Annotated in this window: 24 protein-coding genes; 17 read left to right on the top strand and 7 right to left on the bottom strand. The window is 71.9% G+C overall.

What is annotated here, in order from left to right; translation table 11 throughout:
• Positions 1 to 13 precede the first annotated feature (13 nt).
• Both NNW99_RS10275 and NNW99_RS10270 read right to left on the bottom strand, forming a co-directional pair.
• The gene (locus NNW99_RS10275; protein WP_215118392.1) at positions 14 to 796 is read right to left on the bottom strand and encodes an alpha/beta fold hydrolase; all 783 of its coding nucleotides are present in this window, start codon (positions 794 to 796) and stop codon (positions 14 to 16) included.
• 61 nt (positions 797 to 857) lie between these two features.
• Positions 858 to 1,181: a DUF427 domain-containing protein gene (locus NNW99_RS10270; RefSeq protein WP_215118391.1), complete on the bottom strand. Its 324-nt coding sequence runs from the start codon at positions 1,179 to 1,181 to the stop codon at positions 858 to 860.
• A gap of 80 nt (positions 1,182 to 1,261) precedes the next feature.
• On the opposite strand from NNW99_RS10270, the gene NNW99_RS10265 reads away from it, so the two are divergent.
• The 10 genes from NNW99_RS10265 to gatB all read left to right on the top strand — a co-directional run bounded on the left by NNW99_RS10265 (position 1,262) and on the right by gatB (position 12,788).
• The gene (locus tag NNW99_RS10265; protein WP_215118390.1) at positions 1,262 to 2,065 is read left to right on the top strand and encodes a class I SAM-dependent methyltransferase; all 804 of its coding nucleotides are present in this window, start codon (positions 1,262 to 1,264) and stop codon (positions 2,063 to 2,065) included.
• Positions 2,062 to 2,601: a TIGR00730 family Rossman fold protein gene (locus NNW99_RS10260; RefSeq protein WP_215118389.1), complete on the top strand. Its 540-nt coding sequence runs from the start codon at positions 2,062 to 2,064 to the stop codon at positions 2,599 to 2,601. The genes NNW99_RS10265 and NNW99_RS10260 overlap by 4 nt, the downstream gene beginning before the upstream one ends.
• An 18-nt stretch (positions 2,602 to 2,619) precedes the next feature.
• A complete protein-coding gene (locus NNW99_RS10255) occupies positions 2,620 to 3,318 on the top strand; it encodes an SDR family oxidoreductase (protein WP_215118388.1) in 699 nt (232 codons plus the stop codon).
• 31 nt (positions 3,319 to 3,349) lie between these two features.
• Complete coding sequence (locus NNW99_RS10250) at positions 3,350 to 4,354, top strand: methionine synthase (RefSeq protein ID WP_215118387.1); 1,005 nt, start codon at positions 3,350 to 3,352, stop codon at positions 4,352 to 4,354.
• Positions 4,355 to 4,369: 15 nt separating this feature from the next.
• On the top strand, positions 4,370 to 6,565 hold the full coding sequence (ligA, locus tag NNW99_RS10245; protein ID WP_215118386.1) for an NAD-dependent DNA ligase LigA: 2,196 nt from the start codon (positions 4,370 to 4,372) through the stop codon (positions 6,563 to 6,565).
• 259 nt (positions 6,566 to 6,824) lie between these two features.
• On the top strand, positions 6,825 to 9,122 hold the full coding sequence (locus NNW99_RS10240; protein WP_215118385.1) for a bifunctional diguanylate cyclase/phosphodiesterase: 2,298 nt from the start codon (positions 6,825 to 6,827) through the stop codon (positions 9,120 to 9,122).
• Positions 9,123 to 9,225: 103 nt separating this feature from the next.
• Positions 9,226 to 9,522: an Asp-tRNA(Asn)/Glu-tRNA(Gln) amidotransferase subunit GatC gene (gene gatC, locus NNW99_RS10235; RefSeq protein WP_095936815.1), complete on the top strand. Its 297-nt coding sequence runs from the start codon at positions 9,226 to 9,228 to the stop codon at positions 9,520 to 9,522.
• Between the two features lie 6 nt (positions 9,523 to 9,528).
• Positions 9,529 to 11,022, top strand: coding sequence for an Asp-tRNA(Asn)/Glu-tRNA(Gln) amidotransferase subunit GatA (gatA, locus tag NNW99_RS10230; RefSeq protein WP_215118384.1), 1,494 nt, complete (start codon positions 9,529 to 9,531; stop codon positions 11,020 to 11,022).
• Positions 11,019 to 11,258, top strand: a complete 240-nt coding sequence (locus tag NNW99_RS10225; RefSeq protein WP_215118383.1) for a hypothetical protein — start codon at positions 11,019 to 11,021, stop codon at positions 11,256 to 11,258. Before gatA ends, NNW99_RS10225 begins: the two co-directional genes overlap by 4 nt.
• 15 nt (positions 11,259 to 11,273) lie before the next feature.
• Positions 11,274 to 12,788, top strand: a complete 1,515-nt coding sequence (gene gatB / locus NNW99_RS10220) for an Asp-tRNA(Asn)/Glu-tRNA(Gln) amidotransferase subunit GatB (protein ID WP_215118382.1) — start codon at positions 11,274 to 11,276, stop codon at positions 12,786 to 12,788.
• Positions 12,789 to 12,862: 74 nt separating this feature from the next.
• Here gatB and NNW99_RS10215 read toward each other — a convergent pair whose 3' ends face one another.
• Positions 12,863 to 13,666 carry a cyclopropane-fatty-acyl-phospholipid synthase family protein gene (locus tag NNW99_RS10215; protein ID WP_215118381.1) on the bottom strand — a complete coding sequence of 268 codons (804 nt, stop codon included), beginning with the start codon at positions 13,664 to 13,666 and terminating at the stop codon, positions 12,863 to 12,865.
• 368 nt (positions 13,667 to 14,034) lie between these two features.
• Here NNW99_RS10215 and NNW99_RS39100 point away from each other — a divergent pair, with 368 nt between their 5' ends.
• The 7 genes from NNW99_RS39100 (at position 14,035) to NNW99_RS10180 (ending at position 21,644) form a co-directional block, all read left to right on the top strand.
• Positions 14,035 to 14,319 carry a hypothetical protein gene (locus NNW99_RS39100; protein ID WP_370869197.1) on the top strand — a complete coding sequence of 95 codons (285 nt, stop codon included), beginning with the start codon at positions 14,035 to 14,037 and terminating at the stop codon, positions 14,317 to 14,319.
• Between the two features lie 158 nt (positions 14,320 to 14,477).
• Positions 14,478 to 16,724: an MMPL family transporter gene (locus tag NNW99_RS10205; RefSeq protein WP_215118379.1), complete on the top strand. Its 2,247-nt coding sequence runs from the start codon at positions 14,478 to 14,480 to the stop codon at positions 16,722 to 16,724.
• Positions 16,702 to 17,274 carry a GNAT family N-acetyltransferase gene (locus tag NNW99_RS10200; RefSeq protein ID WP_215118378.1) on the top strand — a complete coding sequence of 191 codons (573 nt, stop codon included), beginning with the start codon at positions 16,702 to 16,704 and terminating at the stop codon, positions 17,272 to 17,274. The genes NNW99_RS10205 and NNW99_RS10200 overlap by 23 nt, the downstream gene beginning before the upstream one ends.
• 26 nt (positions 17,275 to 17,300) lie before the next feature.
• The gene (locus tag NNW99_RS10195; RefSeq protein WP_370869126.1) at positions 17,301 to 17,873 is read left to right on the top strand and encodes a hypothetical protein; all 573 of its coding nucleotides are present in this window, start codon (positions 17,301 to 17,303) and stop codon (positions 17,871 to 17,873) included.
• Between the two features lie 201 nt (positions 17,874 to 18,074).
• Positions 18,075 to 18,248 (top strand): hypothetical protein, encoded by a 174-nt coding sequence (locus NNW99_RS10190; protein WP_215118376.1) that lies wholly within the window; start codon positions 18,075 to 18,077, stop codon positions 18,246 to 18,248.
• 119 nt (positions 18,249 to 18,367) lie between these two features.
• Positions 18,368 to 21,412 carry a helix-turn-helix transcriptional regulator gene (locus tag NNW99_RS10185; protein WP_215124222.1) on the top strand — a complete coding sequence of 1,015 codons (3,045 nt, stop codon included), beginning with the start codon at positions 18,368 to 18,370 and terminating at the stop codon, positions 21,410 to 21,412.
• Positions 21,413 to 21,461: 49 nt separating this feature from the next.
• Complete coding sequence (locus tag NNW99_RS10180) at positions 21,462 to 21,644, top strand: DUF6191 domain-containing protein (protein WP_215118375.1); 183 nt, start codon at positions 21,462 to 21,464, stop codon at positions 21,642 to 21,644.
• Positions 21,645 to 21,663: 19 nt separating this feature from the next.
• On the opposite strand, the gene NNW99_RS10175 is transcribed toward NNW99_RS10180, so the two are convergent.
• The 4 genes from NNW99_RS10175 to NNW99_RS10160 form a co-directional block, all read right to left on the bottom strand.
• On the bottom strand, positions 21,664 to 21,921 hold the full coding sequence (locus tag NNW99_RS10175) for a DUF6221 family protein (protein WP_215124622.1): 258 nt from the start codon (positions 21,919 to 21,921) through the stop codon (positions 21,664 to 21,666).
• Positions 21,922 to 21,954: 33 nt separating this feature from the next.
• A protein-coding gene (locus NNW99_RS10170; RefSeq protein ID WP_370869196.1) for an IS5 family transposase occupies positions 21,955 to 22,784 on the bottom strand; the annotation gives its coding sequence in 2 pieces (ribosomal slippage) (positions 21,955 to 22,463 and positions 22,463 to 22,784; 831 coding nt in all).
• A gap of 75 nt (positions 22,785 to 22,859) precedes the next feature.
• Positions 22,860 to 24,032, bottom strand: coding sequence for a sorbosone dehydrogenase family protein (locus NNW99_RS10165; protein WP_251057752.1), 1,173 nt, complete (start codon positions 24,030 to 24,032; stop codon positions 22,860 to 22,862).
• 145 nt (positions 24,033 to 24,177) lie between these two features.
• Positions 24,178 to 25,176, bottom strand: a complete 999-nt coding sequence (locus tag NNW99_RS10160; protein WP_215118372.1) for an aldo/keto reductase — start codon at positions 25,174 to 25,176, stop codon at positions 24,178 to 24,180.
• Between the last annotated feature and the right edge of the window lie 52 nt (positions 25,177 to 25,228).

Raw genomic sequence — 25,228 nt, 5'->3', positions numbered from 1 at the left:
CCCGCCGTCGGCCCTAGCCCTGCAGGAAGAAGTCCGTCAGCACCGGCGTCAGCACGTTCGGCTCGACCATGTGCGTCTGGCCCTGGAGCGTGCGGCACGTGCCCGTGGGGACCGAGTCCGCGATCGCCCGGGCCGCCTCGCGCAGCCAGGCGGGGCTCGCGTCGCCCGCGACCGCCAGGACGGGGACCCCGACCGCGGCCAGCCGGTCGCGGGGCACCCGGCCGTCGCGCATGACGGCGTCGTCGTAGGCGAGGCTCCCGGCGATCGCCTCCATGCCGGCCCACATGGGGGACTGGCGGGCCCCCTGGATCATCCCCTCGGCCAGACCGGCCAGCCGCAGGAACAGCTCGACCGCGTCCCCGCGCCGTCCCTCGCCGAGCGCCTCCGTCAGCCGCCCGGTGTACTCCGCGCGCTCCTCGGCGCCCTCCTCGGACATCGCGAACGGCGTCTCGTACACCGCGACGCGCCGCACCGGCAGCCCGCTCGCCGCCGCCTCCAAGGCCAGCGCCCCTCCCGAGGAGATGCCGTACAGGAACGCCTCGCCGCCCACCGCCTCGATCACCGCCGCCAGGTCCTCGAGCTCACGCTCCACGGCGTACGGCGCGGTGTCCCCGCTGGCGCCCCGGCCCCGGCGGTCGTACACGACGGCCTGGAAACGCTCCGAGAGCGACACGGCCAGCGGCGCCAGCGTGCCGCCCGTCGACATCGCGCCGCTCACCAGGACGACCGCGGGGCCCTGTCCGGTGCTCTCGTAGGCGATGCGGGTGCCGTCGCGCGAAAGGATCTTCTTGTCCATGCTCATGCAGACTGCCGCACGGCGGGGTGTTCATCGGTGAGGCGGGCCGAGCGTCGGCCGATCACATCACTTCCACCTCGTAGAAGCACAGGTGGTCCTTGATCTCAGCGACGTCCGGCTCGGGATCCGGATACGCCCACACGAGGTCCGCCGCGCCCGGCAGCGACCAGTAGGAGGCGTCCCCCTTGAACGGGCAGTGTGTGTGAGTGCCCGACGGTGTCAGCAGATCCAGGCGTACGTCCTCGGCGGGGATGTAGTACCGCTCGGGACAGCCCGTCTCGCGCAGGACCAGCGACCGGTCGCTCTCCGCCAGGATCTGTCCGCCGTGCACCACGCGCACGTGGCGGCCGCTCGGTTCGACGGTGATGCGGTGCCCTCTGGTCACGATCGCCCTCCTTGGGTAGCCGAGTCCTTCGATACAGCGCACGCTGTAGCGGAGTTCTTCCCACGCCGCAGGAGGCCCCGATGCGAGCAACGGAACCGGCCGGAAACCGCAGCACCCTGGCCCACCAGGTCAGGTACGCCCTGCGCCACCCGGGGCGCGTGCCCGCGCACGCCCGGCGCGCGGCGCGGGACGCCTGGCTGCGGCTGCGCTACCGCGACCACATCTCCTACTACCGCGCCGTCATGGCCTCCGACGCGGCCCGCAGCGCGGAGGCGGCGGTGGGGCACAACCCCTCCCGCGAGGCGTGGGCGCGGATCGGGCGCATGCAGTTCGACTACCTGGTGGGGCACGGCCTCCAGCCGCGGCACCGGATGCTGGAGATCGGCTGCGGCAATCTGCGCGCCGGGCGTCTGTTCATCGACCACCTCGACGCCGGCCACTACTACGGCATCGACATCTCGCCGCACATCCTGCTCGCCGCCCAGGACACCCTCGTCGCCGAGGGCCTCCAGTCCAAGATGCCCTACCTGGCGCTCGCCGACGACCTCACCTTCGCCTTCCTGCCCGACGCGCACTTCGACGTCGTGCACGCGCACAGCGTCTTCTCGCACTCGCCGCCGCACGTCATAGAGGAGTGCTTCGCCCACGTCGGCCGGATCCTCGCACCCGGCGGCTTCTTCGACTTCACCTTCGACCGCACCGAGGGCGAGGAGCACCAGGTGCTCCACGAGGACTTCTACTACCGGACGCGGACGCTCACCGAACTCGCCGCCAAGCACGGCCTGGACGCCCGGTTCATGGACGACTGGGAGAAGCTCCCGCACCGGCAGTCCAAAATGCGGGTCACCGCGGCTCCCGACCGGGCCCGTACGGTGGGCTCATGAACATCTGTGTCTTCCTCTCCGCCGCCGACCTCGACGAGCGCTACACCCGTCCCGCGCGGGAGTTCGCCACCCTGCTGGGCAAGGGCGGACACACCCTGGTGTGGGGCGGCTCGGACGTCGGCCTCATGAAGGTGGTCGCCGACGGTGTGCAGGAGGCGGGCGGCCGGCTCACCGGCGTCTCCGTGAAATTCCTCTCGGCGAAGGCCCGCCCGGGCGTCGACGAGATGGTCGTCGCCGAGGACCTCGCCGAGCGCAAGAGGATCCTGCTGGAGAAGGCCGACGCCGTGGTCGTCATGGTCGGCGGCACCGGCACGCTCGACGAGGCGACCGAGATCCTGGAGCTGAAGAAGCACGGCCACACGGACAAGCCGGTCGTGCTGCTCAACACCGCGGGCTTCTACGACGGCCTGAAGGAGCAGTTCCGCCGCATGGAGGACGAGGGCTTCCTGCCCCGCCCCCTCACCGACCTGGTGTTCTTCGCGGAGGAGCCGGTGGGCGCCCTGGCGTACCTGGAGGAGAGCCGCGGCATCGAGTGACCTGAGGCTGATGCGAGCATGGCGGGCATGGCTACTCATGTGATCACCGGAGCGGGCTCCGGCATCGGCGCGGCCGTGGCCCGCCGTCTGCACGCGCGCGGGGACGACCTCGTGCTGCACGCGCGCGACGCGGGCCGCGCCAAGGAGCTGGCGGCCGAGTTCCCGGGGGCGAAGACGCTCGTCGGGGACCTGTCCGACCCCGACAGGCTCTCCTGGGCCTTCTCCCACCAGTCGCTGCCCGACCGCGTGGACTCGCTGCTGCACATCGCCGGGGTCGTCGACCTCGGCCCCATCGGCGAACTCACCCCGAAGACCTGGCGCCATCAGCTCAACGTCAACCTCGTCGCCCCCGCCGAGCTGACCCGGCACTTCCTGCCCCAGCTGCGCGCCGCCCGGGGCCACGTCGTCTTCGTCAACTCCGGCGCCGGCCTCAACGCCCACGCCGGCTGGTCCGCGTACGCCGCGTCCAAGCACGGCCTCAAGGCCCTGGCGGACTCCCTGCGCCACGAGGAGCACGCGGCCGGCGTCCGGGTCACCTCGGTCTACCCCGGCCGCACCGCCAGCCCCATGCAGGCCAAGGTCCATCAGCAGGAGGGCAAGGAGTACGACGCCGCCAAGTGGATCGACCCGGAGTCGGTGGCCACGACGATCCTGACGGCCCTGGACCTGCCGAGGGACGCCGAGGTCAACGACCTGACGGTGCGACCTGGGAACTGACCCCGGCGGAGCCGCTGCGTAGGCTTCTCCGGTGAGCGAAAACAGCCAGTTCAGGTTCGGCGCCGCCACCGGTGTGGGGTCCATGCCGGGCGGCGACGCCCGAGAAGCCGCCAAAACCGTCACCGGAACCTTCGAGGACTTCCCCTTCCTGCCCGAACTGCCCGCCCGGGGACCGGGAGCGGACATGATCGGGCGGACCGCCGGACTGCTCGTCGAGCTGTACGCGCGCGTGGAGCCCAGCGGCTGGCGCCTGGGGGACCGGCCCGGTCGGGACACCAAGCGGGCCCGCTCCTGGCTCGGCGAGGACCTCGACGCGCTGGAGGAGTTCACCCAGGAGTACGAGGGGCCGCTGAAGGTCCAGGCCGTCGGGCCCTGGACGCTCGCCGCCAACCTGGAATTGCGTAACGGCGAGGCGGTCCTCTCCGACCCCGGGGCCTGCCGCGACCTCGCCGCCTCCCTCGCCGAGGGACTGCGTCTGCATCTCGACGAGGTGCGGCGGCGCATCCCGGGCGCGCGGCTCGTCCTGCAACTCGACGAGCCGTCCCTCACGGCCGTGCTGCGCGGCCAGGTGAAGTCCGCCAGCGGCTACCGCACCCACCGGGCCGTCGACCGGCAGATCGTCGAGGCCACGCTCCGCGACGCCATGGGGGTGCACGACGGCCCGGTCGTCGTCCACTCCTGCGCACCGGACGTCCCGTTCGCCCTGCTCCGCCGGTCGGGCGCGGCGGCCGTCTCCTTCGACTTCTCCCTGCTCACCGAGCGTGACGACGACGCGATCGGTGAGGCGGTGGAGGCCGGCACCCGGCTCTTCACCGGTGTCGTCCCGGGCACCGAGGGCCCATTGTCAGACCCTGCCGGTAGCGTCATGGGTGTCAGGACGCTGTGGCGCAGGCTGGGGCTGTCACCGGGGCTTCTCGCGGAGGCGGTCACGGTCACCCCGGCGTGCGGACTCGCGGGGGCCTCCCCGGGGTACGCGCGCACGGCTCTCGCCCACTGCGTCCGGGCGGCGAGATCTCTCGCGGACAACCCAGAGTAACGGGAGGACGACACGGTGGCCGGGGACAAGCAAGCGGAGACGACGACGGTGCCCGCCGAGGCACGGGAGAAGCACGCGCGCCTCGCTGAGCAGATCGAGGAGCACCGCTTCCGGTACTACGTGAAGGACGCTCCCGTCGTCAGCGACGCGGAGTTCGACGAACTGCTGCGTTCCCTGGAGGCGCTGGAGGAGCGGTATCCGGAACTGCGCACGCCGGACTCGCCGACCCAGAAGGTCTCCGGGTCGTACGAGACGGAGTTCACGGCGGTCGAGCACCGCCAGCGCATGCTCTCCCTCGACAACACGTTCAACGACGAGGCGATGGCCGCCTGGACGGAGCGCATCGCCCGCGAACTGGGCGAGCAGGACTACCACTTCCTGTGCGAGACGAAGGTCGACGGCCTCGCCGTGAACCTCACCTACGAGCACGGCCGTCTCACCCGCGCGGCCACCCGCGGCGACGGCCGCACCGGCGAGGACATCACACCGAACGTCCGGACGATCGCCGAGATCCCGGAGCGCCTCAAGGGCGACTCGGTCCCCGACCTCGTGGAGATCCGCGGCGAGGTCTACTTCCCGATGGAGAAGTTCCAGGAGCTCAACGCCCGGCTGGTCGAGGCCGGCGACAAGCCCTTCGCCAACCCGCGCAACGCGGCGGCCGGTTCACTGCGCCAGAAGGACCCGCGCGTCACCGCCACCCGCCCCCTGCACATGGTGGTCCACGGCATCGGCGCCCTGGAGGGCTTCACCGGTCTCAGCCGCCTCTCCGAGGCCTACGCCCTCCTCAAGACCTGGGGCCTGCCCGTTTCCGGCCACAACCGCGTCGTCGACGGCCTCGACGGCATCCGGGAGTTCATCGCGTACTTCGGCGAGAACCGCCACTCCGTGGAGTGGGAGATCGACGGCGTCGTCGTCAAGCTCGACCAGATCCCCCTCCAGGGCCGGCTCGGCTCCACCTCGCGCGCGCCGCGCTGGGCCATCGCCTACAAGTACGCGCCGGAGGAGGTCAACACCAAGCTCGTCAACATCCGCGTGGGCGTGGGCCGCACGGGCCGTGTCACACCGTACGCGCAGGTCGAGCCGGTGACGGTCGCCGGATCCGAGGTCGAGTTCGCCACCCTGCACAACCAGGACGTGGTCAAGGCCAAGGGCGTCCTCATCGGCGACACCGTGGTGCTGCGCAAGGCCGGTGACGTCATCCCCGAGATCCTCGGGCCGGTCGCCGACCTGCGCGACGGCAGCGAGCGCGAGTTCGTGATGCCGAGCGAGTGCCCCGAATGCGGTACGGCGCTCAGGCCCATGAAGGAGGGCGACGTCGACCTGCGCTGCCCGAACGCCCGCACCTGCCCGGCCCAGTTGCGCGAGCGCCTGTTCTACCTCGCGGGCCGCAAGTCGCTGGACATCGAGCACTTCGGCTATGTGGCCGCGGCGGCCCTCACCGCGCCGCTGGAGCCGAAGGAGCCGCCGCTGCTCGACGAGGGCGACCTGTTCGACCTCACCATCGACCGGTTGCTGCCCATCAAGGCCTACGTCCTCGACCCGGACAGCGGCCTGCCCAAGCGCGACCCGAAGAGCGGCGAGGAGAAGGTCGCCACGATCTTCGCCAACCAGGAGGGCAACCCCCGCAAGAACGCGCTCGCCATGCTGGAGAACATCGCGGCGGCCAAGCAGCGCCCGCTCGCCCGCATCCTCACCGGCCTGTCGATCCGTCACGTCGGACCGGTCGCGGCCGAGGCGCTGGCCAGGGAGTTCCGCTCGATCGAGCGCATCGACCAGGCCAGCGAGGAGGAGCTGAAGAACACGGACGGCGTCGGCCCGATCGTCGCCGCGGCCGTCAAGGAGTGGTTCGCCGAGGACTGGCACCGCGAGATCATCCGTAAGTGGAAGGCCTCCGGAGTCCGCATGGAGGAGGAGAGCACCGGCGAGGGCGAGGGGCCGCGCCCGCTCGAAGGGCTCACCGTCGTCGTCACCGGCACCCTCGAACACTTCACCCGGGACGGCGCCAAGGAGGCGCTGCAGAGCCGCGGTGCGAAGGTGACCGGATCGGTTTCGAAGAAGACGTCGTTCGTCGTGGTGGGTGACAGCCCCGGATCGAAGTACGACAAGGCGATGCAGATGAAGGTGCCGGTCCTGAACGAGGAGGGTTTCGCGGTCCTGCTGGAGCAGGGACCGGACGCGGCGGCCGAAGTCGCGCTTTCGGCCGAGGAGTAGCGGTTGAAGGCCACCCGTTCAGCGCATATCAGATGCATACGGGTGGCCGGGGCGCATTCGGGCAACCGTCCGCGACCGCTGCCCGTGGAAGCCTTCTGCGGCCTACTGTTGAGATGTGCGCCTGCCGTGCCCAGCTGCGGTCGGGGCATCTTCGTGCTCGCACAGAGCGCGGGGAAGGGTTTTCCAACGCGGGCCGCCAGAGGGTTGTCGGGCACCGGTCCGCGGGGCGTGGGCACCGCCGGCTGTGAGAGGGACGGGAATGGAACCGACCGAGAGCGCCGTGCCGGGCGCACGGCTGCGCCTGCGCCGCATGGCGGCCGTATGGCGTGCGGTCCGTGGGGTCGGACTGCCGGCGGTGCGTCCGGGTGCGGAGGGGCGCGCCGTCGGACAGTACACCGCGGACGGGCGTACCCCCGGTGGGCGCGCCGCGGCGGACGGCCGCGGCGGGCCACAGCCGGTCACCGAGCACACCCCGGGACTGACCGGCGAGGACGCGGACGGCGGACGGCACCACTCCTGGCCCGCGCTGCCCGCCGCGGTCGTCGCCGCGGCCGGGTTCGTCCTGGGCGCCGGCTTCTACCGCGCCTTCACCGGCGGCCACGCGCTGTTCCCGTCCGGCACGGCCGGCTGGGCGCTCGCCGTGCTGACCGGCGTCATCGTCGGCCACCTCGTCATGCTCGGCCGCTCCCGCTGGTGGGGCGGCACCGGCTCGGGCGCCGCCCTCACCCTCGCCGTGCTGCTGCTCTACGGCTGGGTTCCGGCCGGCATGGTCAGCCTCACGGTCGTCGTGCTGGTCGGCGTGGCCCGCCGCAACCGCTGGCGCCAGGGCGTGCTGCACGGGGCGGTCGACCTCCTCGGCATCGGCGCCGGCGCCCTGGTGCTCGCCGTGTTCGGGACCGTGCCGTCCGTCGAGTCGCCCGCGCGGCCCGACGCCTGGACGCTCGCCACCGCGCCCCAGGTGGCCCTGGTCGCCGCCTCCTACCTGCTGGTCACCCGCGTCCTGCTCTGGTATCTGCACGCCCCGCGCCCCGGGCTGCCCACCGTCGCCCGCACCGCCCTGGTCCGGCAGGGCCTGGTCGCGGTCGCGCTGCTCGGGATCGCGCCGCTGGTCTGCGTGGTGGCCGTGGCCAAGCCGATCCTGCTGCCCCTGTTCTCCATCCCCCTCATCGCCCTGGACTCCACCCTGTGGATAGCCCGGGCCCGCGCCGAGGAGCAGCTGCGCGACCCGCTGACCGGGCTGCCCAACCGGCAGTGGCTGCTGGAGCGCATCTGGACCGCGCTGGACGACGCCGAGCGGATCGACGCCCGCGCCGCCCTGATGCTGATCGACCTCGACCGCTTCCGGTCGGTCAACGACACGCTGGGTCATCTCGCCGGTGACCGGCTGCTGCTGCAGATCGCCGACCGGCTGCGGGTGGCACTGCCGCGCGGGGCCGAGGCCGCCCGGCTCGGCGGGGACGAGTTCGCCGTCTTACTGCCCGTCGCCGACTCCACGACGTCCGCGACCCGGGTCGCCCGGAGCCTGGTCGCCGCCCTCAGCTCCCCCCTCGACCTCGACGGCCTCACCCTCGTCCTGGAGGCCAGCGCCGGGGTCGCCGTCTTCCCCGACCACGCCCTGGACGCCGAAGGGCTGCTGCGGCGGGCGGACGTGGCGATGTACCAGGCGAAGCGGGACCGTACGGGCGTGGAGGTCTACGAGTCCAAGCGCGACTCGAACACCCCCGACCGGCTCGGCCTGCTGGGCGATCTGCGCCGCGCCCTCGAAGCGGGCGATGTGCATCTGCACTACCAGCCGAAGGTCCGCTTCGACGGACAGGTCGTGGGCCTGGAGGCCCTGGTCCGCTGGGTGCACCCCGAGCGGGGCAAGGTGCCGCCGGACGAGTTCATAGCGATCGCCGAGTCCTCGGGCCTGATGCCCCACCTCACCGAGTACGTCCTGGAGGCCGCGCTCGGCCAGGTCGCGCGCTGGCGTTCCCAGGACCTGTTCGTACCGGTCGCGGTCAACGTCTCCCCGCGTGATGTGCACACGCCCGGCTTCGCGGGCTCCGTCGCCGCCCGGCTGGCCCGGCACGGCGTGCCCGCGGGAGCGCTCCAACTGGAGATCACGGAACACGTCCTCCTGGAGGACCCGCAGCGCGCCGCCGACACCCTCAACGCCCTGACCGGGCACGGCGTGAAGATGTCCCTGGACGACTTCGGCACGGGCTACTCCTCGCTCGTGCACCTGCGCCGGCTCCCGGTCAGCGAACTGAAGATCGACCGCTCGTTCGTGGCCCGGCTCGCCGTCGACACCGAGGACGCGGAGATCGTGCGCTGCACCGTCGACCTCGCGCACTCCCTCGGCCTGCTCGTCGTCGCCGAGGGCGTCGAGGACGACGAGACCTGGGAGCGCCTGCGCGACCTCGGCTGCGACGCCGTCCAGGGCTGGCTGGTCGCCGCCGCGATGCCCCCCGACGAGACGACGGCCTGGCTGCGCGCCCGGGGCTCGCGCGGCTGGCAGCGGCCCCGCGCCGCCCTGCCGGCGGCGACGGCGGACGACTCGGGCCGCGTCGGCTAGCCCTCCGCGCGACAGGGCCCGGCAAACCGTTTCACGGGCACGGCCTCCCGCCCCATAGGATTGGGCCAAACCACACTCACTCACCACCCCAGAGGATCGCTGCATGCCTGGCATCACGCGCGAGGAGGTCGCCCACCTCGCCCGGCTGGCGCGTCTGGAGCTGAAGCCCGAAGAGCTCGACCACTTCGCGGGACAGCTGGACGACATCATCGGCGCGGTCGCCCGCGTCAGCGAGGTCGCCGACCAAGACGTACCGCCGACCTCGCACCCGCTCCCGCTGACGAACGTCATGCGCGTGGACGAGGTCCGTCCGTCGCTCACCCCCGAGCAGGCGCTCTCCGGCGCCCCGGCCCAGGAGCAGCAGCGTTTCAAGGTGCCGCAGATCCTGGGGGAGGACTAAGAAGTCATGACGGACATCATCAAGCTCACGGCCGCCGAGACCGCCGCGAAGATCGCCTCCGGCGAGCTCACGGCCGTCCAGGTCACCGAGGCCCACCTCGCCCGCATCGAGGCCGTCGACGAGAAGGTGCACGCCTTCCTGCACGTCGACCGTGAGGGCGCCCTGGCGCAGGCCCGTGCCGTCGACGAGAAGCGTGCCAAGGGGGAGAAGCTCGGTCCGCTGGCCGGCGTTCCCCTCGCGCTCAAGGACATCTTCACCACCGAGGGCATCCCGACCACCGTCGGTTCGAAGATCCTCGAGGGCTGGATCCCGCCGTACGACGCGACGCTCACCCAGCGCCTGAAGGCCGCCGACGTCGTCATCCTCGGCAAGACCAACATGGACGAGTTCGCCATGGGGTCCTCCACCGAGAACAGCGCCTACGGCCCGACCGGCAACCCCTGGGACCTCACCAAGATCCCCGGCGGCTCCGGCGGCGGCTCCTCCGCCGCGCTCGCTTCCTTCCAGGCGCCGCTCGCCATCGGCACCGACACCGGCGGCTCCATCCGCCAGCCCGCCGCCGTCACCGGCACGGTCGGTGTGAAGCCGACGTACGGCGCGGTCTCGCGCTACGGCATGGTCGCCTTCTCCTCCTCCCTCGACCAGGGCGGCCCCTGCGCCCGCACGGTCCTGGACGCCGCTCTGCTGCACGAGGTCATCGCCGGGCACGACCCGCTCGACTCGACCTCCATCGACGAGCCCGTCCCGGCGGTCGTCGAGGCCGCCCGCAACGGCTCGGTCGAGGGCATGCGCGTCGGCGTCGTCAAGCAGTTCCGCGGCGAGGGCTACCAGGCCGGCGTCATCCAGCGGTTCGACGAGTCCGTCGCGCTGCTGAAGGAGCTGGGCGCCGAGATCGTCGAGCTGGACTGCCCGTCCTTCGACCTCGCGCTGTCGGCGTACTACCTGATCGCGCCGTCCGAGTGCTCCTCCAACCTCGCCCGCTTCGACGGCCTGCGCTACGGCCGCCGGACCGGCGACGACGGCGCGCACTCCGCGGAGGAGGTCACCTCCCTCACCCGCGAGGCCGGTTTCGGACCCGAGGTCAAGCGCCGCATCATGCTCGGCACGTACGCCCTGTCGAGCGGCTACTACGACGCCTACTACGGCAGCGCCCAGAAGGTCCGCACGCTCATCAAGCAGGACTTCGACAAGGCGTTCGAGCAGGTCGACGTCATCGTCTCGCCGACGACCCCGACCACCGCCTTCGCGATCGGCGAGCGCGCCGACGACCCGATGGCGATGTACCTCGCCGACCTGTGCACCATCCCGACCAACCTGGCGGGCAACGCGGCCATGTCGCTGCCGTGCGGTCTCGCCCCGGAGGACAACCTCCCGGTCGGCCTGCAGATCATCGCCCCCGTCATGAAGGACGACCGCCTGTACAAGGTGGGAGCCGCCGTAGAGGCCGCCTTCGTGGAAAAGTGGGGCCATCCGCTGATCGAGGAGGCTCCGTCGCTGTGAGTGCACTGACCAAGGCCAAGGGCTTCAAGAAGTCCAAGTCCGGCACGTACCTGTCCATGGCCGGGACCGCGTTCGGCGCGATCGGCGTCGCCAAGCGGCTGAAGAAGGCCCGCGCCGAGCAGGACACGCTGGTCCTGATCGACGCCACCGTGTCCGCCGTCGCCATCGTCACCGGCCTCGCCATCCTCTACCGCGAGCTGAAGCGGCTGGGCGACGACGACGTCCTGCTGGGCTGAGAGGGAAGTTTCACCGTGACCACCACGACCGACCTGGTGTCGTACGAGGACGCACTCGCGTCGTACGACCCCGTCATGGGCCTCGAGGTCCATGTCGAACTCGGCACCAAGACCAAGATGTTCTGCGGCTGTTCGACCGCGCTCGGCCAGGACGCGAACACGCAGACCTGCCCCGTCTGCCTCGGCCTGCCCGGCGCGCTCCCGGTCGTCAACGCGACCGGCGTCGAGTCCGCGATCAAGATCGGCCTCGCGCTGAACTGCGAGATCGCCGAATGGTGCCGCTTCGCCCGGAAGAACTACTTCTATCCGGACATGCCGAAGAACTTCCAGACCTCCCAGTACGACGAGCCGATCGCCTTCAACGGCTACCTCGACGTACAGCTGGAGGACGGCGAGACCTTCCGCGTGGACATCGAGCGCGCCCACATGGAGGAGGACACCGGCAAGTCGACGCACGTCGGCGGCGCCACGGGCCGTATCCACGGCGCGTCCCACTCCCTGCTCGACTACAACCGCGCCGGCATCCCGCTCATCGAGATCGTCACCAAGCCGATCGAGGGCGCGGGCGAGCGTGCCCCCGAGGTCGCGCGGGCCTACGTCCGTGAGCTGCGCGAGCTCATCAAGGCGCTCGGCGTCTCCGAGGCCCGGATGGAGATGGGCCAGATGCGCTGCGACGTGAACCTGTCGCTGCGCCCGAACGGCACCGAGAAGTTCGGCACCCGCTCGGAGACGAAGAACGTCAACTCCCTGCGGTCCGTGGAGCGCGCGGCCCGCTTCGAGATCCAGCGGCACGCGGCTGTCCTCGGCAGCGGCGGCACGATCATCCAGGAGACCCGGCACTTCCACGAGGACACGGGGTCGACGACCTCGGGCCGTGTGAAGGAGGAGGCCGAGGACTACCGGTACTTCCCGGAGCCCGACCTGGTGCCCGTGGCCCCGTCGCGCGCGTGGGTCGAGGAGCTGCGGGGCGCCCTGCCCGAGCTGCCGCTGGTCCGCCGCAGCCGGCTCCGTGAGGAGTGGGGCGTCTCGGCCGTCGAGATGCAGGCGATCCTCAACGCCGGTGCGCTGGAGCCGATCGTCGCCACCATCGAGGCCGGGGCCGACGCCGCCTCCGCCCGCAAGTGGTGGATGGGCGAGCTGGCCCGCAGCGCCAACGAGTCGGGCAAGGCGCTCGACGAGCTGGCGATCACGCCGCAGCAGGTCGCCCGGGTCACCGAGCTGGTGACGAAGGGCGATCTGAACGACAAGCTGGCCCGGCAGGTCATCGAGGGCGTCCTCGCGGGCGAGGGCACCCCGGACGAGGTCGTCGACAAGCGCGGTCTCAAGGTCGTCTCCGACGAGGGCGCGCTGACGGCGGCCGTCGAGGAGGCCATCGCGGGCAACCCGGGCGTCGCGGACAAGATCCGCGGCGGCAAGGTGGCCGCGGCCGGCGCCCTGGTCGGCGCGGTCATGAAGGCGACCCGGGGCCAGGCCGACGCGGCTCGCGTCAAGGAGCTGATCCTTCAGAAGCTGGGCGTCAGCGAGGGCTGACCTTCGCGGACCCGGCCTGCACGCAGCTGACAGGGGGGATGCACCGGACCCGGTGCATCCCCCCTGCGCGTGTTCTACGGCTTGCGCCCGACGACCCGGACGAAGCCCAGCGTGCCGCCCTGGTCGAGTCGCAGCATCTCGGCGCACTGGCCGGCCATCCGGACGTGCCAGTCGTCCGTGTGCTCGTCGGCGACGATCTCGCACCAGCGCAGCCAGTCGCGCCAGCCGTCATCCAGCCAGTCGGCCGTCTCGACCTCCACGGCCCCGCTGCGGGTCCAGTGGCGACGCCACCAGGCGGCCGAGTGGAAGCACCAGAAATCGGGCTCCCAGAACGGCTTGAGGTGCTCCGGCGGCTCGACGCCGTCGATCTCCTCGCGCAGCGCCGGTACGACAACACCGATCCGCCCGCCGGGCTTCAGCAGCCGCGTCAGCCGGGGCAGGTACAGATCATCGGTGCCGAAGTACTGGTAGGCGTCGACGGAGACGATCGCGTCGAAGCTGCCCTCGCCGAACGGCAGGTCGTGCGCCTCGGCGAGCACGGGCAGGACACGGTCGGCCACGCCCGCCCCGGCGATGCGCGGGGCGTTCTCGCCCGGCTTGATCCACAGGTCGGCGGCGGTGACCGACACGTCGTACTCCTTGGCGAGGAAGATCGACGTCATGGCGCGTCCGCAGCCCAGGTCGAGCACGCGCGAGCCGGGGCTCAGGGTGTCGAGTCCCAGCGCCGGGGCCAGCCACTCCAGCAGCCAGAGCGCGTGCGGGCCCATCTGGTTGTCGATGGCCCAGCGGGCGTCGTAGCGGTTGCTGCGCGGGTAGCGGGGGTGGTCGGTGCGGTCAGCGAGGGGGTCGTTCGGGGTCCGGGAAGTGTGGTCCGACATCGGTGAACGGGCTCCTTGAGTCCTTGGAGAGGAAAGGGGATGCGTAGGAGCTCGGTCGGACCGTCAAACAATGCACCTGCTTCGGCCGGGCGGCGGGCTGCCGCGGGCGTTCCTCGGACCGGCGGACGCTAACAGGGGGGCGCACGACCCCGCACCCGGTTTTTCGTTCATGACGCGCTACCGTCTCGCCCATGCATGGACGCGCTGAATCCGACACCGACCCAGAGATAGCGGACTCGGAGCCGGCCGCCGTTCAGAAAGCCGACCAGGACGAGGAGCGGGAGCCGGACGACGAGCCGGATGGCGCGGACCATCCCGACGGCGCGGACCGTCCGGACGATGCGGACGCCGACGATGACGACGACGACCTGGATGACGACGACGATCCGGATGACGACGACGACCTGTATGACGAGGACGTGCGGCGGGCCCGCTGGACCGCCGCCGGGACCGGTGCCCTGCTGACCCTCGCGGGCCTGGCCGCGGCGCTGCTCCGTCTCACCCGCCCGGCGCTCGTCCCGGCGGCGTACGCCTGCGGTGCGCTCGTGTGCGCCGGCGCCGCCGCGCTGGGCTACCGGGGACGCACCCGGCGGGCGCTGTGGCTGCTGATCGCGGGGACGATGGTGATGGCGCTGGGGGACCAGTTCGACTGATCACGGCCACTGTGAATAAGCCCACGAAAGCGACAAAGGATCTCGCGCGCCTGTAAGAGTGGCTTCGCATTGCTCATGCGTTCTTTGCTGGATGTTCAGGTCGCGGACGACTGCTCCCGGTCAAAGATCCACAAAAAGTCACCCTGGGAGCACGTCTCGTGGCAGCCCTAGCACGCTGGTGTGTCCAACGCCGTCTGGTCACCGTTCTGCTCTGGCTGCTCGCCTGCGCGGGGGTGGCCGCGGGCGCCGCCGTCGCCGGCTCCGCGTACTCGAACGACTACCAGGTCCCCGGCACCGAGTCGGGCCGCGCCACCGAGCTGCTGCACGAGGGCTTCCCGAAGCTCGGCGGCGACAGCGACACCGTCGTCTGGCACACCACGTCCGGCACCGTCCGCGCCGCCGACGTCGAGCAGACGATGACCCGCACCCTGGACAAGATCGAGCACCTGCCCGGCGTGGCCTCCGTGACCAGCCCCTACGACGGGCCGGGCACGGGCCGGATCAGCGCGGACGCCCGCACGGCGTACGCCACGGTCACCTTCGACGACCGGGCCGAGGACATCGACCAGGGCGAGGCCAGGGCCGTCGTCGACACCGCGAAGAGCGCGGAGACCGACGGGCTCCAGGTGGAGCTGGGCGGCAGCGCCGTCGCCCTCACCCAGTCCTCCGGCGGGCACATCGCCGAGATCGTCGGCGTGGTCGTCGCCGCGGTCGTGCTGTTCCTCGCCTTCGGCTCGCTCGCCGCCTCCCTGCTGCCCATCGCCACCGCGCTGGTCGGCGTCGGCACCGCCTACGCGGGGATCGTGCTGCTCGGGCACGCCATGACCGTCGCCGACTTCGCCCCCATGCTCGGCATGCTGATCGGGCTCGGCGTCGGCATCGACTACGCGCTGTTCATCGTGACGCGGCACCGGCGCGGGCTGAAACGCGGTCTTTCGGTCACCGAGGCGGCCACCAACGCCGTCGCCACCACGGGACGCGCGGTCGTCTTCGCGGGTGCCACCGTTTGCATCGCCCTGCTCGGCATGCTGATCCTGCGGCTGAGCTTCCTCAACGGCGTCGCCATCGCGGCCAGCCTGACCGTGGTCCTCACCGTCGCGGCCTCCGTGACCCTGCTGCCCGCCCTGTTGTCCTTCATCGGCCCCCGCGCGCTCAGCCGCCGCGAACGCCGCCGCCTCGCGGAGCACGGGCCCCAGCCGGAGCTGCCCACCGGCTTCGCCGCCCGCTGGTCGGCCTTCGTGGAGCGCCACCCCAAGGTGCTCGGCGGGGTCGCCCTGGTCGTCATGGCCGTCCTCGCGCTGCCCACGTTCTCCCTGCACCTGGGCACCTCCGACCAGGGCAACGACCCCAGGACGGCCACCACCCGGCAGGCCTACGACCTCCTCGCCGACGGCTTCGGGCCCGGCGTGAACGGCCCGCTCACCCTCGTCACCAAGGTCGACGGAGCCGACGACAAGCTCGCCCTGGACAACCTCGACGGCACACTCCGCGCCACCGACGGCGTCGCCTCGGTCACCCCGGCGACCTTCGACTCCGGCGGCCACACCGCGTACCTCACCGTCGTACCGGAGTCCTCGCCGCAGTCGAAGCAGACCAGCGACCTCGTCGACCGGCTGCGCGGCGAGGTGCTGCCGCGCGCCGAGGCGGGCACCTCGCTCGACACGCACGTCGGCGGCATGACGGCCGGCTACGACGACTTCGCCGACGTCATCGTCTCCAAGCTGCCCGTCTTCGTCGGCGTCGTCATCGGCCTCGGCTGTCTGCTGCTCCTGCTGGCCTTCCGGTCGATCGGCATACCGCTGAAGGCCGCCGCGATGAACGTCGCCGCCGTGGCCTCCGCCTTCGGGGTGGTGGTCGCGATGTTCCAGTGGGGCTGGGGCAGCGAACTGCTCGGCCTCGGCAGCGCGGGCCCCATCGAGCCCTTCCTGCCCGTGATCATGGTCTCGGTGCTCTTCGGCCTCTCCATGGACTACCAGGTGTTCCTGGTCAGCCGGATGTACGAGGAGTGGCTGGAGACCGGCGACAACCGGCGAGCCGTGCGCGTCGGCCTCGCCGAGACCAGCCGGGTCATCAACTCGGCGGCGGTCATCATGATCTCCGTCTTCCTGGCCTTCGTCCTCAGCGGCGACCGCGTGATCGCCATGTTCGGCATCGCCCTGGCCGCCGCCGTCGCCCTGGACGCCTTCGTCCTGCGCACGCTCCTCGTCCCCGCCCTCATGCACATGCTCGGCGGCGCCAACTGGTGGCTGCCCCGCTGGCTCGACAAGCGCCTGCCGCGGATCAGCATCGAACCGCCCGAGGCCCGGGCCGCCCATGAGAGGCTGGCCGCCGCGACGGACGCCGAGGTGGCGGACGTCCTGGCGGAGGAGGAGCGGCAGCGGGATGTACGCGATATCCCTGGGTGACGACGCCGAGCTGAGGCCCCTCGAGCCCTGGCACGCCGAGGAGTTCTTCGCGCACCTGGAGCGGGGCAGGGACTTCATCGGGCAGTTCATCAGCTTCGGTTCGCAGGAGACGGACGTGGAGTCCGCGCGGGCCATGCTCCAGCGGTACGCCGACATGCGCGCGGCCGACACCCGCTCGCTGCACGGCCTGTGGCTGAACGGCAAACTCGTGGGCGGCGTGCTGTTCCTGAACTTCGACGCGGCGAGCGGCAACTGCGAGGTCGGCTGCTGGCTGGAGCCCGCCGGGACGGGGCGCGGCCTGGTCACCCGGGCCATGCGCGTCCTCATCGACTGGGCGGTCGAGGAGCGCGGCATTCACCGGATCGAGTGGGTCGCCGCAGCGGGAAATCAGCCCAGTCTGAACGTGGCCCGGCGCCTCGGCATGACCCGCGACGGTGTGCGACGCGAGGCGCACCCCTATCGTGGCGTACGGCACGATCTCGAAGTCTGGTCGGTGCTGGCGCCCGAGTGGCGGGCGGCCCGCGCGCGTGCCGCTCACAACGATCATTAAGAGACTTCTCAGACAGCGACTTTACGGTGCGAGACATGGCAACGAACGCAGTGGACGAGACCAAGGCCACCGAGGCCACGACCGAGAAGGCGGTGGACACCACCGAGTCCGACGAGGCGACCACGACCGAGGCCCCGGCCGAGGCGGAGGTCGTCGAGACAGAGGTTGCCGAGACCGAGGTCGTCGCGACCAAGGAGGAGACCCCCTCCGGCACCGGCCAGGGTGCCGCCGCCGTGGTCTCCGCCGCGCTGGGCGTCGTCTCGCTCACCGGCAGCTGGGTCGGCACGATCGCCGCGGCGCGCCAGAACCTGGTCGGCCAGCTGGAGACCGCGCAGGGAGCGGGCGTGGCCCAGCAGATCCAGGCGGTCTACGGCGACGCCTGGCAGGCCACCGCCCTGTGGGCCGGCCTGTTCGCGGTCGTCGCGCTGGTCGTCGGCGTCGTGACGCTGGCCCGGCCCGCGTTCGGCACGCCCGGCAGGATCCAGGCCCCCTGGATCAAGTCCGTCGCCTGGGCGGGCGTCGCGCTCGGTGTCATCGGCCTGTTCCTGGCCGTCCTCAAGTACACCGGCATCCTGCTCGGACTGCCCTCCGCAGGCTGAGTCACCGCAGGTCCTGAGGGGTCTTAGGAGTTCCGTAAGCACCTTACGGAGCCCCTGGGACCCCTCAGCCGTGTCCTAAGGCCCCGGCCGCCGCCGAAGATGCGGAACTCTCCCGATGTGGCGGGCCCGCCTGGGAGACGAGAGTGAGGTCAGCACGGAGAAACCCTCCGTGACCGACCCTCTCACCTCGAAGGACACACCATGTTCGAGTACGAACTCCAGCAGTTGCGCACCGCCGACCTCATCAGCCGGGCCGAACACCAGCGCCTGGTCCGCGAGGCCGCCCGGGCCCGCCGGGAAGCGGCCGAGAACTCCGCCGAGCACGAGAGCCATACCCGGGGCTTGCGCCGGACCCGGTCCACCCGGGCCGCGTGAACGCCGGGGCGGCACCGGCCGGAGCGGCGGCCGTCGGTGTCCTGTCCTCCGATCGGAAGACCGGTGATCGGAAGACCGCTGATCGGAAAACCGGTGCCGCTGTGTCGGACACGCATGCGATGCTCGGGCCCGTGGAGACCAGGTCCGTCAGCCCCGTGTTCGTCGGCCGTGCCGAGGAGTCGGGCGCGCTGCACGACGCCCTCGCCCGCTCCCGCGAGGGCGAGCCGCAGGCCCTGCTCATCGGCGGAGAGGCCGGGGTCGGCAAGACCCGCCTCATCGAGGAGTTCGCCACCGCCGCCCGCCGCCGGGGGGCGGTGGTCGCACTCGGCGGCTGTGTGGAGATCGGCGCCGACGGACTGCCCTTCGCGCCGTTCTCCACCGCGCTGCGCGCCCTGCGCCGCGAACTCCCCGGCGAGCTGGCCGCCGCGGCCGCCGGACAGGAGGAGGAGCTGGCCCGGCTGCTGCCCGAGCTGGGCGAGTCCGGCACCGGGCGGCGCGACGAGGACGGCATGGCCCGCCTCTTCGAACTCACCGCCCGCCTGCTGGAGCGCGTCGCCGCCGATCACACGGTCGTCCTCGCCCTGGAGGACCTGCACTGGGCCGACGCCTCCACCCGCCATCTGCTCGCCTATCTCTTCCGCACCCTGCGCACCGGCCGCCTCGTCGTCCTCGCCACCTACCGCTCCGACGACATCCACCGCCGCCATCCGCTCAGGCCCCTGCTCGCCGAACTCGACCGGCTCCGCACCGTCCGCCGCCTCGAACTCGCCCGCTTCACCCGCGAGGAGGTGTGCCGCCAGGTCGCCGGCATCCTCGCCCAGGAACCCGACGCGGACCGGATCGACGCGATCTTCGAACGCTCCGACGGCAACGCCTTCTTCGTCGAGGAACTCGCCGTCGCCGGACTCGAGGGCTGCCGCAGGGGGCTGACCGACTCCCTGCGCGACCTGCTGCTCGTCCGCGTGGAAGGGCTGCCCGAGGAGGCCCAGCAGATCGCCCGGATCGTCGCCGAGGGCGGCTCCACCGTCGAGTACCGGCTGCTGGCCGCCGTCGCCCGGCTCGCCGAGGACGATCTCATCGAGGCGCTGCGGGCCGCCGTGAACGCCAGCATCCTCGCCCCCGCCCGCGGCGGCGACGGCTACCGCTTCCGTCACTCCCTGGTCCGCGAGGCCGTCAGCGACGACCTGCTCCCCGGCGAACGCTCCCGCCTGAACCGCCGCTACGCCGAAGCCCTGGAGGCCGACCCGACGCTCGTCCCCGCCGACCAGCGCGCGGCCCGCCTGGCCAGCTACTGGTACCACGCCCACGACCCCGCCAAGGCCTTGCCCGCCGTCCTCGACGCCTCCGTCGAGGCCCGCCACCGCCACGCCTACGCCGAGCAACTGCGGCTGCTGGAACGGGCCATGGAACTGTGGGACGCCACCCCCGACGCCGTACGGAGCACCCTGCGCCCCGTCGACTACGCCGAGGTCTACCCTCCCTGCGGCTGCGACCCGGCCACCACCGCGCTGCGCCATCTCGACCTGCTGGCCGAGGCGGCCGTGGCCGGACGGCTCTGCGGGGAGCGCGAACGCGCCCTGAAGATCACCAAGCGGGCGCTGCGCCTGCTGGACGACGAGGACGACCCCCTGCGCGCCGCCTGGTTCTGGATCCAGCGCTCCCGGCTGGTGCAGAGCCTCGCCCGCGGCGACGGCTGGAAGGAGATCGCCACCGCGCAGGACCTGGTCCGGGGCCTGCCGCCGTCCGAGGTGCACGCCGAGGTGCTCGCCCTGGCCGCCCACTGGTCGATGCTCCACGAGCCCGGCCCGGAGGCCCTGACGGCCGCCGAGCGCGCCGTCGAGTACGCGCGCATGGTGAGCGCCGACGACATCGAGTCCAACGCCCGGCTCACCCTCGGCGGCCTCATGGTCGACGCCGGGCAGATCGAGGCCGGGCTCACGCACATGTACGAGGTCAGGGACGAGGTGGTCGCCCGGAGCCTCGCGGCGGTCGTGGGCCGCAGCCATGTGAACCTGCCCCACGCCCTCGAAGGCCTCGGCCGCTCCGAGGCGTCCGTCGACATCCTGCGCGAGGGCCTGCGGCTCACCGGGGCGATGGGCCTGCGGGTCGCCGAGGCCTGGATCTGGAGCAACCTCGCGGAGTCGCTCATCTCGCTGGGCCGCTGGGACGAGGCCGCCGAAGCGGCGGGCAACGCCCAGCGGCGCGGTCAGACGGCCGGGCCGCACGGCTCCGGCGCCAACAGCCTGGCGTTCCTCGCACTCGCCCGCGGCCGGGTCCCCGAGGCCGCCCGCCATCTCGCCGAGGGCCGCGCCGCCTACGGTCCGCTCGACCCCATGCCGCAGCACGAGCTCCCGGTCTCCTGCCTCACCATCGCCGTCGCCGTCGCCGAGGGCCGCCTCCCCGACGCCCGCGCCGAACTGGCCCGCACCCTGGAATCCGGCTTCCCGCCCGGCACCCAGCGCTACGCCTGGCCGCTGCTGCTCGAAGCGGCCACCGCGGAGGCCGACGCCCGCGCCCTGCCCGCCGCGCGGGACGGCCGCGCCGAGGCCCTGGACGGCATCCTCAAGGCCACCAAGCGCCTCACCACCAACGCCCCCGTCTGGCTCGCCCACGAGAGTTGGGTCCGCGCCGAACTCCAGCGCGCCGAGGGCCTGAGCACCCCGGACACCTGGTCGCGGGTGGTCACCGCCTTCGAACCCCTGGAGCGGCCCTACGACCTCGCCCGCGTCCGGTACCGCCTGGCCGAGTCCCTGCTGACGGGCGGCGGCGAGGACGAACGCGACCGCGCCACGGAGCTGCTGCGCCTCACCCAGACCGTCGCCCGCCACCTCGCCGCCCGGCCCCTCGCCGAGTCCGCCGCCGCGCTCGCCCAGCGCGCCCGCCTCCCGGTCGCACCCGCCTCGCAACCCGCCCCCGCCCCGGCCGACCCCGCCGAGGCCCTCGGCCTCACCAGCCGGGAACGGGATGTACTGCGCCTGGTCGCCGTCGGCCATACCAACCGCCGGATCGCCGAGGAGCTGTTCATCTCCCCGAAGACCGCGAGCGTCCACGTCTCCAACATCCTGGCGAAGCTCGGCGTCTCCGGGCGCGGCGAGGCGGCGGCGGTGGCGCACCGGCTGGGGCTGTTTCCGGCCGAATCGGTCATACCCCGCCCGGCGGGCTGAGGCATACGCTGTAAGGGAGGCCGCTGTCGCCGCGGCCGAGGGAGGCACCGTGTTCAACGTGTTCGAGGAGCTGTTCTCGCCCGGCCGCAAGCACACCCGCGACGAGCAGAACCGCCTGGAACTGACCCGGGAGGACACCGGCGACGGTGATCCCGGACGCGGGCCGATAGACCTGGCGTCCGGGAAGGTCGTCGTACGCCCGCAGCAGGAGCCGGAGGACCACGAGGGCTAGAGCTTGTCTCCTTGAAACGCTATGGGCGCCATTCCTGCCGGTAGGCGGGGTGCTCGGCGTATGACTGGGCTAGGACCCGAAGTACGTATGCCAGGCCGGCCATGCGGGAGTCCGAGGGATCTATGGCCTTGTAGTCGTGCGCCAGTTGCTCGGTCAGGTCGAGCATGGGGAGATGGCTGTCGAGAAGAGCCTCGCCGCCCAGGGTGTCGGCCACGTAGGCATAGGCGTGGTTGTCGTCCATGATGCGCGCGACGAGGAACTTCACAAGATCGTCCATGTGGTCATCTTCGCGGGCAAGGCGCTTCGGCCGTCAAGCGGCTGTCCAGATGAGGATGGCCGCGAGGTGGAGTCCGGCCTGGTAGGCGATGGCGAGCTTGTCCGTTCGCATGGCCAGGCCGCGCCACTGCTTCAGCCGGTTGATGCACCGCTCGACGGCGTTGCGCTGCTTGTACGCCTCGGCGTCGAATGCCGGCGGGCGGCCTCCGTCGCGGCCCCGGCGCAGCCGGTGGCCGACCTGGTCGGACGGCTGGGGGATGACCGCACGGATCCCGCGTCGCCGGAGATGATTGCGGATCGCGCGGGATGAATACGCGCGGTCCGCCAGGACGGTATCGGGACGGTTTCTCGGTCGTCCGGGTCCGCTTCGCGGAACACGGATGCCTGCCATGACCGTCTCGAAGGCCGGAGCGTCGCCCGCCTGGCCTGCGGTGACGCGGAGGACCAGGGGCCGTGCACGGCTGTCGCTGGCGAGGTGGACTTTCGTGCTCAGGCCGCCGCGGGAGCGTCCGAGGGCATGGTCATCGGGTTCGGCCCGGCCTGGCGCCCCCTTTTCCTGGCTCCGGCGGCGTGCTGGTGAGCCCGGCAGACAGTGGAGTCCACCGAGACAGTCCAGCCGATGTCGTCAGCGTCGTCGGCCGCTGCCAGGACCGCGGCAAGGATGAGTTCCCAGGTGCCGTCCACGGCCCACCTGATCAGGCGTTTGTGAGCGGTCTGGAACGAGCCGAGCTCGTCCGGCAAGTCCCGCCAGGGCGAGCAGGTGCGGTACTTCCACGCGATGGCCTCCAACGTTCGGCGGTGATCGGCCCATCGCCGACCGCGGACCGGATCGGCCGGCATCAGCGGCTCGATCCGGCCCCACATCGCATCAGTGATCACTAACCGGACGGACACATCCGATCAACTGACCAACCGATCAAAGAGACACGCTCTAGGCGGCTACGACACCCGCAGCTCGAGGATCCGGTCGTCCCCGTCCTCGGGGCTGCCCCGGCCGTCCGTGTTGCTGGTCACGAGCCACAGCCGGTCGCCGCCCGCCGGGACGACCGTGCGCAGCCGGCCGTACTCGCCGTCCAGGAAGGCCTGCGGTTCGGCCGAGGCCTCCGTGCCGTTCAGCGGGATGCGCCACAGCCGCTTGCCGCGCAGGCCCGCCATCCAGACCGAACCCTCGGCGTAGGCGATGCCGCTGGGGGACGCCTCGGCCGTCGTCCACTGGTCGATCGGGTTGTGGAAGTCCCCGTCGCCCGACCTGCCCTCGGCCTCCGGCCAGCCGTAGTTGTCGCCCGGCTTGATCGCGTTGAGCTCGTCCCAGGTGTCCTGGCCGAACTCCGAGGCGAAGAGCCGCTGCTTGGTGTCCCAGGCGAGGCCCTGCACATTGCGGTGGCCCAACGAGTACACCGGCGAGCCGGGGAACGGGTTGCCCGGCGCGGGCTCGCCCTCCGGGGTCAGGCGCAGGATCTTGCCGCCCACGGAGTCCTTGTCCTGGGACAGACCGGTGTCGCCGCTCTCGCCGGTGCCGACGTAGAGCATCTTGTCCGGGCCGAACTCGATCCGCCCGCCGTTGTGGATGAAGCCCTTGGGGATGCCCCTGAAGACCGTGTCGGGAGCGCCGAGCTGCTCACCGGCGGGCTTCTTCTCGTCGTAGAGCATGCGGACGATGCGGTTGTCGCCGGCGGAGGTGAAGTACGCGTAGACCATGTGGTCCGAGGCGTAGTCGGGCGACAGGGCGATGCCCAGCAGGCCGCCCTCGCCGGCGGCCGATACGCCCGGCACCTCGCCCAGCTCGGTCTTCTTCCCGGTCTTCTCGTCGACCCGGACGATCGTCCCGTCGTCCCGGGAGGAGACGAGCAGACCGCCGCCCGGCAGCGGAGCGAGACCCCAGGGGGAGTCGAGGCCCTCGGCGACGGTGCGCACCACCTTCACCGAGCCCTTCGCGGGAGGTGTCTCCTCGGCGGCCTTCCCCGGCGGCGCGGAGGACTGCGGTGCCGTACGACCGGGGGAGGCGCCCTCGTCGGAGCCGGAGGTTCCTCCGCCGTCGGAGGAGCAGCCGGCCGTCAGCAGGAGCGCGGCGGCGGCCAACACGGCCGGGACGGCTCGACGTTGCACGATCATGGTCCCTTCGACGCGGCGGGTTCTCCCTGTCATACACCGCTCGGGCCTCACAAGTTCCCGATCGCCGAACCCCGAACCGCGAACGGGGGGCCCTGGGCGGGTTTGTGCCGTACGCACCCGGCCGGCGTCAGGGTCCGGACCCGGCTCAGTCCCACGACCCCTGGGCCCGGGGCAGCACTGCCACTTCCCGCAGATTGTCCGGCGTCAGACGCAGGGCCGTCGCGGCCGCGTTCTCCGTGACCCAGCGCTCCTGCTTCGTGCCCGGGACCGGGACCACGTGCGGGCCCTGGGCGAGGACCCAGGCGAGGGCGACCTGGGCGGTGGTGACGTGCTCGCCGTGGCGGCGGGCCACGCGGCGCAGGCCCGCGACGATCGGCTGGTTCGCGGCCATCATCTCGCCCGTGAACCGGGGGTGCCGGGCGCGCAGATCGTCCGCCTCGAAGCCCGCGCCGGTCCGCAGCCTGCCGGTCAGATAGCCGTTGCCGAGCGGCATCGCGGCGAGGAAGCCGACGCCCCGCGTCTGACACCACGGCAGCAGGGTCTCCAGCGCCTCGGGCGACCACACCGACAGCTCCGCCTCCACCGCGCTCACCGGGAAGACCTGCTGCACCCGCTCCAGCTGCCGTATCGTCGCGTCGTGCGGGCGGGCCCCGCCCCGGCGGCCCGCCCGCGCGCCCACCGCGCACAGACCGAGCGCCCGCACCTTCCCGGCCTGGACGAGCTCGGCCATCGCGCCCCACGTCTCCTCGACGGGCACCTCCGGGTCGGCCCGGTGCAGCTGGTAGAGGTCTATGACGTCCGTCTGCAGACGCCGCAGCGAGGCGTCGCAGGCACGTTTCACATACCCCGGGCGGCCGTTGGCGACGATGTGCTGGTCGCCCACCAGCAGACCGACCTTGGTCGACACGAACGCGTCGGACCGGCGCTCCTTCAACGCCCGCCCCACCAGCAGTTCGTTGGTGAAGGGGCCGTACATGTCGGCCGTGTCCAGCAGGGACACGCCCAGGTCCAGGGCCCGGTGCACCGCCCTGAGCGACTCGTCACCACGCTGCCGAGAGGTGCTGTAGGCCCAGCTCATCGGCATGCACCCGAGTCCGACGGCCCCCACCGCGAGCGCCGCCGCGCCGATCGTCCTGCGCTCCACCTGGTCGTGACCCTCCCTGTTCCGGCCACCCCAACCTAACCTCTGCCGTCGC

Origin of the sequence: Streptomyces sp. CRCS-T-1 (assembly GCF_024442335.1) — a bacterium.
In the GTDB taxonomy this organism is placed as follows: domain Bacteria; phylum Actinomycetota; class Actinomycetes; order Streptomycetales; family Streptomycetaceae; genus Streptomyces; species Streptomyces koelreuteriae.
This window is presented reverse-complemented; position numbering and strand designations above follow the sequence as displayed.

Bases quoted from the DNA above. Each gene is read 5' to 3' on its own strand.
- NNW99_RS10275 (WP_215118392.1), bottom strand. From the start codon at position 796: ATGGACAAGAAGATCCTTTCGCGCGACGGCACCCGCATCGCCTACGAG.
- NNW99_RS10265 (WP_215118390.1), top strand. From the start codon at position 1,262: ATGCGAGCAACGGAACCGGCCGGAAACCGCAGCACCCTGGCCCACCAG.
- NNW99_RS10260 (WP_215118389.1), top strand. From the start codon at position 2,062: ATGAACATCTGTGTCTTCCTCTCCGCCGCCGACCTCGACGAGCGCTAC.
- NNW99_RS10255 (WP_215118388.1), top strand. From the start codon at position 2,620: ATGGCGGGCATGGCTACTCATGTGATCACCGGAGCGGGCTCCGGCATC.
- NNW99_RS10240 (WP_215118385.1), top strand. From the start codon at position 6,825: ATGGAACCGACCGAGAGCGCCGTGCCGGGCGCACGGCTGCGCCTGCGC.
- gatC (WP_095936815.1), top strand. From the start codon at position 9,226: ATGCCTGGCATCACGCGCGAGGAGGTCGCCCACCTCGCCCGGCTGGCG.
- gatA (WP_215118384.1), top strand. From the start codon at position 9,529: ATGACGGACATCATCAAGCTCACGGCCGCCGAGACCGCCGCGAAGATC.
- NNW99_RS10215 (WP_215118381.1), bottom strand. From the start codon at position 13,666: ATGTCGGACCACACTTCCCGGACCCCGAACGACCCCCTCGCTGACCGC.
- NNW99_RS10200 (WP_215118378.1), top strand. From the start codon at position 16,702: ATGTACGCGATATCCCTGGGTGACGACGCCGAGCTGAGGCCCCTCGAG.
- NNW99_RS10190 (WP_215118376.1), top strand. From the start codon at position 18,075: ATGTTCGAGTACGAACTCCAGCAGTTGCGCACCGCCGACCTCATCAGC.
- NNW99_RS10185 (WP_215124222.1), top strand. From the start codon at position 18,368: ATGCTCGGGCCCGTGGAGACCAGGTCCGTCAGCCCCGTGTTCGTCGGC.
- NNW99_RS10175 (WP_215124622.1), bottom strand. From the start codon at position 21,921: ATGGACGATCTTGTGAAGTTCCTCGTCGCGCGCATCATGGACGACAAC.
- NNW99_RS10165 (WP_251057752.1), bottom strand. From the start codon at position 24,032: ATGATCGTGCAACGTCGAGCCGTCCCGGCCGTGTTGGCCGCCGCCGCG.